The organism is Acidovorax sp. (assembly GCF_046339755.1).
Lineage (GTDB): Bacteria > Pseudomonadota > Gammaproteobacteria > Burkholderiales > Burkholderiaceae_C > Acidovorax.
In genome coordinates, this window is record NZ_JBKDTZ010000376.1 from 1 (window position 1) to 8,583 (window position 8,583).

The following is an 8,583-nucleotide window of genomic DNA, read 5'->3' on the forward strand; positions in this document are numbered from 1 at the left end:
CGCGGCGTGATAGGGGTGGGCATCGGCCAGCGATCCATTGCTGTTCGCACCTGGGTCGCTTGCGCCGGTTTCAACGGTAATGGTGGGCATAGGTGTACCTCGGTTTGCTCGTATTTACGCAACGAGCAATCACTTGGGAATGCGCCACGTGTGGCCGCCCGACGTGCCCTTGCCGTTCACAAAAGTAAAGGCAGGGGTGGCGATGGTCTTTTGTGTCTGCGCACCGCATTCGCACATTGGTGGTGGGTCGGTTCGCTCTTGCAGCTTCTCGATCACTGCTTGGCACTTGGGGCACTTGTAGGCATAGAAACACTTCATCGGTAACTCCTGTTGGAGTTACTTAGCTGGCAATGAAATTGATTTCAAAACAGGGTCCGTCTGCTAGCATGGCTCGACAAGCGAGGAGGGGTTATGACGGCAAAAGCAGGTGTTCTGGTAGGCGTAGTGGCGCTGATGTTGTGTGGCTGTGGCGGAGGAAGTTCGACCAGCAGCAGCGCGCCCAGAGTCGCAACGAAGTCGGACGTGGAGCTGTGTATTGATCGGGGCGTTGCATACTTCAAAGAGATCGGCTCGTACCCCACGCTCAAGAGCAAGCCCTCGGCTGGGCAGCGCGCGGAGGATGTCGCAAAGGAGCGATGCAATAGGACCACAACCGCGTTCTGACTTGGCAATGAAGAAAGGCTCCCCGCAGGGAGCCTTTCTTGTGATGGAGCGCTTAGACGCCGGTCAGAATCTGAACTGCGTCGGGGTCGATCAGGCCGTATGCGAATACGCCGTACCAACCGAGGTTGAAGAAGCGGTTCAGCTTGTCGTTGCCCGAAGTCATTCTCATGCTTGGGGCCTGGCTCACGGCCTTGCCCAGGGCGTTTGCACCCAAGCTGATGGAGTGACCTGCTGTCACGCCTTCATGACGCAGGATGCGGTGGCCCTTGTAGAAGCCCACTTCGTTCTTCAGCACTGCCTCAGCGGAAGCGTACTTCTGCACATCAACCCAGCCGGACTCAGCGCGCAAGACGGCGATCACTGATTCGGGCATTACTGCCACGTAGGAGTCGCCTACAGGGGACACGGATGCAGATGCCAGCTTGGAGTATTGGCCGTCCAGTTGGGCTCCGGAAACTGCGGATGCTTCCTTGTTGCCCGCTGGGGCTGTCATCAGGGCTTGCAGGATCAGGGCGTCCTGCGTTTGGCCCATGTTCAGGCCAACGTTCTTTGCCGCTGCCAGGTCAACGCGGCCACCGGTCTGGATGGAAGACAGGTTGGTGGTCGTGACCACGTTACCGTATTCCTTTGGAGTCAACAGGATCTCGCTGTCGGACAAGGCAATGGATGCCACGTCTTCGCGTTCCAGCAGGGGCGTTGTGGCCAGGGCCAGACGACCATACTTCGTGAAGCGGATGCTCACTGCGTTGATGTCTTCCTTAACGGAGACCAGTGGTTCCAGGATTTGAGCCTGACCGTTAGCGATCATGATGCCAGCGGCATAGGCTTGGACGAGGCTGTTGTCTACTTGTGCGACACCTGTCAGGTTGGTGATGAAATCTGCCATTGTTTTCTCTTCTTATTGTTTTTAGAACTTTCCATAGCGGCGCATGACGGCAATCAGTTGCTCTTGCGTCTTGCATGCGGCCAGCTCAGTCTCATAGCCACTGGTCACTGCGCCTTCTGCCGCTCTCGCGGGATTGGGCATGGCAGTAATCTCGAACAGCTCTGAGGCTTCTTCCTTTGCTTTCAGGATCGCTGCTTCAACGGCTTTGGCATCTACCTCACCGTCCTTCACTTCGATTCCGGCGCGGTCAACCAACTTCAAAACGGCTGCGATGTTCTTGGCCTTCGCTGCTTTCGCAGCCTCGGTCAATGCACCGTTGAGTGCCAGCGTCATGAGCTTGTTTTCCGCTTGCTCTGCGCGTTCTTTGTAGGAAGCGTTCTCGGTGAGCTGGGCTTCAAGCTCAGACTTCTTGGACTTGCTTTCCTGCTCGAAACGACGAGCTGCTTGCAGGTTGTTGCGAGCCTTCTCCAGTTGCGATTCAAGATCGGCGATACGCTTGTGTGCGTCGCTGTCTTGGGTGTCAGCTACCTGGGTTTGCGCTTGCTCAGCTGCCTGCGTTTGATCATTCGATCCGTTTGTGTCGAGGACACTTTCATCACCATTCGGCATCAATAACTCCTGCCCATTCGGGTCTTTGTTGGAGTTATTTAGCGAGGTCGATTACTGGCTGTTCGCTTGGCTGTCGCTCTGCATCTGTGTGACGGCGTTGTCGTGTTCGACCAGAGACTCAGCATCGTCTTGATCTTCATCCGCCGTGGGTTCTTCGGGCTGCGTGAGGCTGGCCTTCCACACGTTGAACTCGTGCATTTCAAGGATCTTGGCCTTCGCCTCTTCCTTGGTCATGCCCTCGACCTTCATGAAGTAGTCCAGCTCCGTCGCACGGCCTTCGCTGATCTTCTTCGCCCACAATTCTTCCTGCGCAGCTACATCGACAGGTAGAGAAGGAGCGCTAAACTTCGCGAACATCTCTGCGCTCTCGTCCAGTGCCGTGTGACCCTTCGCGGTGTTCATTACTCGGGCCAGAATGCGGTAGAAGCGCTTGAACGACTGCTCAAACATGCGCTGTCGTTGCTTGCGCAGGTCGAGGTTCGCCATCTCCTCAACCATGAGCTGAAAGCCGCTGTTGGCTGCGGTTGTGTTGGTGGTGTGGATCTTGACCGACCAGTCCCCGGCCACGCTTTGCACCCAGGTGTTCACTACGTCATCCAGCGACACCAAGTCCACGTCTGGGCGTTTGTAGTCGAAGAATGGGGAGTCGATGCCATTGCTTTCCAGCACCACTACCTGACCCGGGCCGCCAAGCACTGTGCGGGCGTCTGGTGCAACCACTGAGCCCAGGGCGGCACCAAGGGCTGACCCAGGTGCGCTGGCGCCCTTGGGCTGCATGTTAGTGATAGCGGTGCTCATCTTGGACCACTTGATGCTGCGCTCGCTGTCCGTGTAGTGCAGGTTCACCACCTCGTTGAGGTTCACGATCGTCTTGTCTTGCTCGGCCCAAAATCCGGTGACTGGCGAGTTGGTGTCGTAGAACACCGTGATGGGAATGAGGCCGTAGGGATTGGGCTGGCGAGCGTTGATCACCACGCCGCCCTCTGTTCGGTCGCTCACCCATACGATCTCTTCCATGGTCCAGATCGCATAGTCCGCGCCGTCGTTGTCGCTGCTGTAGCGGTAGATCATGGACCTGGGCTTCTTGGTCGTGGGATTGATCACCACTTCGCAGTTGCCACGATGCAGGAGGTCGAGCGCAATTTGCTGTTCTTCGGCATCCCACTGCATCAGGACGATGGCCGTTTTGAGCAGGCGCGTCATCTCATCCAGCTTGATCGCGAAGTCCGACCACTCCACCTTCGCCAGCTCTTCGGCGATCAGCGTTGTGGGCTCGGCCGCGGGCGTGACTTTGTTTTGGTTGAACACCTCCAAGACGGGCGGCGCGTCCTTGAACAGAAGACCGCTCTTCTCGACGATCATCTTTGTGACGTTGCGAAAGCGCGGGATGTAGCCCTCGCTGCGCCAATTTGCACGACCGCGATACGGGTCATCCAAGAGCTTGATGACCTCGTCTTCTTGTTGGCCTTCGTAGTAGTTCCTTGCCTTCATCGCGTCTTTGGCGCGGTTGGTCTTGAGCATGTCGATCCATTGGTTCAGATCGAACCCGTCCAGGATCAAGTTGTCGTTTGAAATCATGAATTCACCTCGGTGATGTTGTTGTATTTACCGCTCACCGAAGGACGGAAACGCTGCCTTTGCCCGGCACTGGGAACATGAAGGCGATGAAGTAGCCCAGCGCATCCAGGCAGTGATCGAGGCCGGTGGTTTTGTCCGGCTTGCCGTCTGGTCCGAAGCCCTGTTGCTCCAGGCCCTTGACCAGCACCGGGCATTTCTCGATGTTGACGAACAGCTTCTGTTGCGCGACCCATTCGCCGTTGACCTGCTTTTGGGAACTGAACTGGGCGTTCACTGCAGGCACACGCTCCTTCATGATCGACGGGTTGTTGCCCTTGAACTCGCACTTGAAGCCTGCCTGCTTGAGCATCGCAATGGAGCTGAGGCTGGCGTTGGCACTGGCGTTCTTGCCGCTGCTATCCGGGTAGATCGTGATGCCGTTGGCATGCTGTGCCCAGTGGCCGTAGTCGGCCTTGAGTCGGCGGATCATGGACTCCGTGTTCTTCTCGTCCACGATCTCTTCGACCACGTAGGTGTGCCCACTCAGCTGATCGTGCGCGCAAACGACCGCACTCATGTGGTCGTTGTTGAAGTCCATGCCCACATAGAGCACTGTCTTCTGGAAGTCCTGCAGGGTCTTCGTTGTGCAGTTCAGCGCGCGGTCGAACGCGTAATAGACGTTGCCGCTCGCAAGGTTCACGAACTCACCGTTCAGGTATGCCTCAGCCTGCTTGGCCGTGTAGTTGGACCGGATGCTGGTGATGTACGTGCTGGGCACATACGGGTTGTCAAAGGTTTTGGCCTTGTGCAGGTATCGGTCTGGCCGAACAGTGCCGCTCTCGTCCCTCTCGTTCTCCACGAAGTAGAGGTGGGAGAAGTGGAAGCCTTCTGGCGTGGTCGTCACGAAGCCTTGAACACATGGGCCGCGCGTCAGACGGGCCGTTGCTTCCTTGAACGCTGCCAGGGCGACATCACGGCTTGTGCAACGGTCGATCTCGTCAATGCCAAACCAGGCCAGCGTCTTGCCTGCAAGGCGGTGATAGTTCTCGGCGCCGCAAAGAAAGATCGTGGTATCGCCTTCTGGGAAGTGAATAACCAGGCTCTCGGGATTGGACTTGCGGTAGGTGTACTGCTTGCCTTCCGTCCACCCGTAGTCGTCCTTGAGCACCTTGTTCACGACGGGCATCAGCGTGCCCCGGATCATGGATTGCGTGGGCTCCATCAGGGCCCCATCCAGGCCTGGATTGCGAAACGCTAGGTCGATGCCCTTGTGGACGGCTGCGTAGGTCTTGCCAGCACGGAAGCCCCCCACAAGGCCTACGATGCGGTGCTGGGTGTCGTTGATGAACCTTACTTGATGGGGCAGTAGCTTGAATTTGCGCGTGCCCATCAGTCTCGCGAGGCCTCACTTTCCGTTTGCGCGCGAATGGCGGCAAGCTCTTCATCTGATGCTGGCTCGTATACCGGGGCATCCAGTCCGTTGTCCGCAGGTGCGTTGGTGTGGTGCACGCGGATCACCCGTGCATCGCGGTCCTGGTCGATGAGGTCTTTCAGGGCTTCGCGGTTGATCTTGTAGACGAGGCTGTTTTCCTCTGCTGCAATGGCGCTCTGCTCCACGGCCTCGATCTTTGCGCGTCTCGCTTCCTCGTAGTCTGCGCGAGCACCTTCAAAAGCCAGTTCGAGGTCTGGGTAGACCTTCAGTACGGCCATAAATTTGTCCAGCGTCATGCCTGCTCGCACCGCGATCGCGCGGGGACTCATGCCGTTCCTTGCTGCACGCAGGGCCTGGGCAAAGTCGGTGATGCTGGGTGCCTTCCCAGTCTCGTTGTTGTCGTTATCCATTCCTAACCTCTTGGGCAATGTGTGAGGTATTTACACAAGAGGTCAGCGTTCACTTGGTCGGGTAAATACTCCAAATGAACCCGGGGTAGCTATGAGCGTAGATAAGGAATTGCAGGACTTGACCGTGCGCGTGTCGGTCCTTGAGCAGCAGCATGCACATGCGAAAGAGCAGATGGCACAGATCAAGCAAGAGGTGGAGCAGTGCAGGGCAGACCACACCAAGACCAGCGACAAGCTGGAGGCGCGCATGGGCGCCGTTGAGTCCGTGGTGGACGAACTGCGCATCAACACTGAGCTGACTCGCAAAGCGCTTCTGTCGTTGGAACGCATGACCGAGCAGATCGATCACACCAACGACTCCCTGGACTCGATCAAGCTGAAATTGAGCCGCCAGGATGGATTCCTGGCGGCTGCGTTGTTTCTGGGTGGAGCCGCTTGGGCTTTGCTCTCCACCTTCAAAGACCAGATCTTGGGCTGGTTCTAATACTCCCTGGACAGCATCAGCACGCCGCTCACCCAGTAGAACTGGTACGTCCCTTCCGGGCAGTCCGTGTAGTTGATCCTGCGCTCGAAGACATTGGCTGAGTCATCGCCGTCGTTGACAGCTAGCATCGCGCCGCTGTCTTTCACCGCGAGTTTGATGCTCGCAAATTCCTGGGCTTGCTTGCGAATCGCCGGTTCGGTCGCCAGGATGTCCAGCAGCCAGTAGGCACCCTGGCCTGCGTTCTGGAAGAAGTACCGCATGCCGTCCGTGTAGACCGGCTCTCGATACATGGGATGGCGGTGGTATTGCTCCGTGCCGGTGAACGTCTGGAGTGCTGACTGGAAGTCGCTCATGCCTTGATCCCCATGTCGAAGCAGAACCACTTGGCTTGGTCTTCGTCCTGGAACACGCGGGTGTAGGTCTCCTCACACTCCCGCTCCGCGCTGTCGTCGGTAGTCATGGCATGGTTGGCCAAGCACCATTGGTAGTGGTGCACGTACATCGCCGTTGGGCAAATGACTTCCTTTTTAGTTGGCTGATTACTCACGGTTATTTCCTGCTTTGGTTAATCGGCGATTGCGGCGACATCGCTGCTTTCGTCCCACCAAGCTACAGGCTGACCATTTTTGCGCGCAACCCAGATTGGCCATTGCGCACCACACAGCTGATCAAATTCAACTATTTCCTGAAAGTCTTCGGCATCAATACCAAAGTGGCTAACTGGTGTGCTTTGAATAAATTGCGTGTTTGTCATTTCGGTTACCTGTTGCTTGGTAACCAATTGGAAAGTCTAGGTGATAAGGCATCAACAAAAGAGTGAAAGAGCGTGAATGCCACTTAGTCTTTTGCGAAAGCCAAAAAAGAAAAAGGCCGCGATTGCGGCCTTTGTAGTTTTGGAACGATTACTTGGAAGCGGGAGCAGGGGTGGGTGCTGGCTCCTTTCTTGCGCGAGGCTTGCGCGTGGTCGCTGCCAGCACCTCATCCATCTCACCTGCCTTGGTGCCTTCTTGAACTGCAGTAAGGAAAGCCACTGCCTTCTCGGCGTCTGGAACTGCGAAGTAGGTCGTGCCCTGTACTGGCATAGCGCTGTTGCTGTTGCGCAGCGTGAGAACGTAGCTGCCATCAGGGTTGCGAACGAACCAACGACTCTTGGGAGCAGCGGCTTGCACCAGCTTGATCTGTTCGCCGACGCTTGCCACGAAGCGGGTGCGCAGTGCCAGTTTTGGATCCTGCTGCGCTTGCAAACTGGACAGCTTTGCGACGGGCTTTGCAATTGCAGTCAGGGAATCAAAAAACGAAACTGGCTTTGCGGGAGCTGCTGGAGTTGCGGTCTTGGAATTTGCCTTTGCGTTCATGATCTACTTTCGTTTGTTAAACGGCGTCTTTGCCGTAGATCAATTGGAACGTCAGGTATTCACCGCATCAACTAAAGAGTGACGCCAAGTGAAAAATACTTCAGGTGTAGTGGGGCCACTACATTAAGGATTCGACTTGCGCAGCTGAAGCTTTACTGTCGAGTGAATTAGCTTGGTGAGCTGCGCCTCGACAGTCATCTGATCGAGAATCTGGCGCTTCAACAACGCTACTTCATCGCGGAGTGCATTCATCACTTCGAGTTGCGGTGAAGTCAAGCTTTCCTTGCCGGTTTCAAGATCGAGATTTTGGTTGTGATCAAACGCCTCGTCGAACGCGGGGAGGCCATGGCGCTCGCGGAACACATGAAGGCGGCCGCATGCATGTGCGTAGTTTTGAAGTAGGTCTCTTGATTTCATTGCATTTCCTAATGTCCCCCAAATGGGGTGCACCTATTTACCGCTTGGATAAACAAGTGGTGGCGGTGATGCCACGTAGGAAGAAAAAATGCCTGAAACCAGTTCAAACTTGAGAAAGTACCGAGACCTCTACAACATCCACAAGAAATCTTGCAAGCTACGGAAGCCAGATCGACATGGTCACAAGATCGAGATGAAGCTCACCTTCGAGCAGTGGCTGCAAATCTGGATGGACTCAGGGAAGTTGGAGCAGCGTGGCCGAGGTAAGGGCGGCTACTGTATGGCGCGCCACGACGACCTGGGCGACTACGAAGTCGGCAATGTCTCGATCAAGTCGATTGTCGAGAACAGTAGGGAAGCAAAGTTGGGCAGGGGAGGGGTGAAAGGACGGGTGTCACCGACTAAAGGAAAAACGTGGTCTGCTTCATCCAATACGCTGCGCGCTGAAGCTGCTAAAAACGTCACCAAGACCCCATGCCCCCACTGTTCAGCTCTGCACACGCAAGCGCACTTGGCGCGTTACCACGGGGACCGCTGCAAGCTTGCGCCTCGACTTGTAGCAAACCTTGAATCTGCGCTGTCCCCTGGCGCGGACCGCTCTGGCGATGACTCTTAGCGACCTATGTTCAAGGAGATGTACTGCAGCGCAGCAGCAACGGACTCGACGAGATCGTCGTACTTGATCGTGGTGGTCATCGTGTTTCTGTCGTGGGCGGAACGGGTGCGCGTCTGTGCACGCTGGCTGCCGCCTGGGACGGCGCCGGGCGCAA

Annotated in this window: 12 protein-coding genes; 3 read left to right on the forward strand and 9 right to left on the reverse strand. The window is 56.4% G+C overall.

Annotation, left to right across the window (positions count from 1 at the left end):
* Positions 1 to 129: 129 nt before the first annotated feature.
* From ACK59X_RS32380 to ACK59X_RS32405, 6 genes are all read right to left on the reverse strand, one after another.
* Entirely contained in the window at positions 130 to 318 is a 189-nt protein-coding gene (locus ACK59X_RS32380; RefSeq protein WP_409963214.1) for an FmdB family zinc ribbon protein, read from the reverse strand.
* A 397-nt stretch (positions 319 to 715) separates the two neighbouring features.
* On the reverse strand, positions 716 to 1,549 hold the full coding sequence (locus ACK59X_RS32385; protein WP_409963216.1) for a hypothetical protein: 834 nt from the start codon (positions 1,547 to 1,549) through the stop codon (positions 716 to 718).
* 21 nt (positions 1,550 to 1,570) lie between these two features.
* The gene (locus ACK59X_RS32390) at positions 1,571 to 2,158 is read right to left on the reverse strand and encodes a phage scaffolding protein (RefSeq protein ID WP_409963218.1); all 588 of its coding nucleotides are present in this window, start codon (positions 2,156 to 2,158) and stop codon (positions 1,571 to 1,573) included.
* A gap of 51 nt (positions 2,159 to 2,209) precedes the next feature.
* Positions 2,210 to 3,736 (reverse strand): hypothetical protein, encoded by a 1,527-nt coding sequence (locus ACK59X_RS32395; protein WP_409963220.1) that lies wholly within the window; start codon positions 3,734 to 3,736, stop codon positions 2,210 to 2,212.
* A gap of 34 nt (positions 3,737 to 3,770) precedes the next feature.
* Complete coding sequence (locus ACK59X_RS32400; protein WP_409963222.1) at positions 3,771 to 5,105, reverse strand: terminase large subunit domain-containing protein; 1,335 nt, start codon at positions 5,103 to 5,105, stop codon at positions 3,771 to 3,773.
* The gene (locus ACK59X_RS32405; protein WP_409963224.1) at positions 5,105 to 5,557 is read right to left on the reverse strand and encodes a hypothetical protein; all 453 of its coding nucleotides are present in this window, start codon (positions 5,555 to 5,557) and stop codon (positions 5,105 to 5,107) included. The genes ACK59X_RS32400 and ACK59X_RS32405 overlap by 1 nt, the downstream gene beginning before the upstream one ends.
* 91 nt (positions 5,558 to 5,648) lie before the next feature.
* Between ACK59X_RS32405 and ACK59X_RS32410 the strand changes: the two genes are divergently transcribed.
* Positions 5,649 to 6,041, forward strand: a complete 393-nt coding sequence (locus ACK59X_RS32410; protein ID WP_409963226.1) for a hypothetical protein — start codon at positions 5,649 to 5,651, stop codon at positions 6,039 to 6,041.
* Here ACK59X_RS32410 and ACK59X_RS32415 read toward each other — a convergent pair.
* The gene (locus ACK59X_RS32415; RefSeq protein WP_409963228.1) at positions 6,038 to 6,394 is read right to left on the reverse strand and encodes a DUF6876 family protein; all 357 of its coding nucleotides are present in this window, start codon (positions 6,392 to 6,394) and stop codon (positions 6,038 to 6,040) included. The two genes, ACK59X_RS32410 and ACK59X_RS32415, sit on opposite strands and share 4 nt — an antisense overlap.
* A gap of 110 nt (positions 6,395 to 6,504) precedes the next feature.
* On the opposite strand from ACK59X_RS32415, the gene ACK59X_RS32420 reads away from it, so the two are divergent.
* The gene (locus tag ACK59X_RS32420) at positions 6,505 to 6,861 is read left to right on the forward strand and encodes a hypothetical protein (RefSeq protein WP_409963230.1); all 357 of its coding nucleotides are present in this window, start codon (positions 6,505 to 6,507) and stop codon (positions 6,859 to 6,861) included.
* A gap of 82 nt (positions 6,862 to 6,943) precedes the next feature.
* Here the strand turns inward: ACK59X_RS32420 and ACK59X_RS32425 are convergent, their stop codons facing one another.
* Positions 6,944 to 7,396 (reverse strand): hypothetical protein, encoded by a 453-nt coding sequence (locus ACK59X_RS32425; RefSeq protein WP_409963232.1) that lies wholly within the window; start codon positions 7,394 to 7,396, stop codon positions 6,944 to 6,946.
* A 123-nt stretch (positions 7,397 to 7,519) separates the two neighbouring features.
* Positions 7,520 to 7,813 carry a hypothetical protein gene (locus ACK59X_RS32430; protein ID WP_409963234.1) on the reverse strand — a complete coding sequence of 98 codons (294 nt, stop codon included), beginning with the start codon at positions 7,811 to 7,813 and terminating at the stop codon, positions 7,520 to 7,522.
* An 88-nt stretch (positions 7,814 to 7,901) separates the two neighbouring features.
* On the opposite strand from ACK59X_RS32430, the gene ACK59X_RS32435 reads away from it, so the two are divergent.
* Positions 7,902 to 8,429 carry a hypothetical protein gene (locus ACK59X_RS32435; protein ID WP_409963236.1) on the forward strand — a complete coding sequence of 176 codons (528 nt, stop codon included), beginning with the start codon at positions 7,902 to 7,904 and terminating at the stop codon, positions 8,427 to 8,429.
* Positions 8,430 to 8,583 lie beyond the last annotated feature (154 nt).

Coding starts and splice junctions, on each gene's coding strand:
- ACK59X_RS32390 (WP_409963218.1), bottom strand. CDS start 2,158: ATGCCGAATGGTGATGAAAGTGTCCTCGACACAAACGGATCGAATGAT.
- ACK59X_RS32420 (WP_409963230.1), top strand. CDS start 6,505: ATGGTTGGCCAAGCACCATTGGTAGTGGTGCACGTACATCGCCGTTGG.
- ACK59X_RS32395 (WP_409963220.1), bottom strand. CDS start 3,736: ATGATTTCAAACGACAACTTGATCCTGGACGGGTTCGATCTGAACCAA.
- ACK59X_RS32400 (WP_409963222.1), bottom strand. CDS start 5,105: ATGGGCACGCGCAAATTCAAGCTACTGCCCCATCAAGTAAGGTTCATC.
- ACK59X_RS32410 (WP_409963226.1), top strand. CDS start 5,649: ATGAGCGTAGATAAGGAATTGCAGGACTTGACCGTGCGCGTGTCGGTC.
- ACK59X_RS32415 (WP_409963228.1), bottom strand. CDS start 6,394: ATGAGCGACTTCCAGTCAGCACTCCAGACGTTCACCGGCACGGAGCAA.
- ACK59X_RS32425 (WP_409963232.1), bottom strand. CDS start 7,396: ATGAACGCAAAGGCAAATTCCAAGACCGCAACTCCAGCAGCTCCCGCA.
- ACK59X_RS32435 (WP_409963236.1), top strand. CDS start 7,902: ATGCCTGAAACCAGTTCAAACTTGAGAAAGTACCGAGACCTCTACAAC.
- ACK59X_RS32430 (WP_409963234.1), bottom strand. CDS start 7,813: ATGAAATCAAGAGACCTACTTCAAAACTACGCACATGCATGCGGCCGC.
- ACK59X_RS32405 (WP_409963224.1), bottom strand. CDS start 5,557: ATGGATAACGACAACAACGAGACTGGGAAGGCACCCAGCATCACCGAC.
- ACK59X_RS32380 (WP_409963214.1), bottom strand. CDS start 318: ATGAAGTGTTTCTATGCCTACAAGTGCCCCAAGTGCCAAGCAGTGATC.
- ACK59X_RS32385 (WP_409963216.1), bottom strand. CDS start 1,549: ATGGCAGATTTCATCACCAACCTGACAGGTGTCGCACAAGTAGACAAC.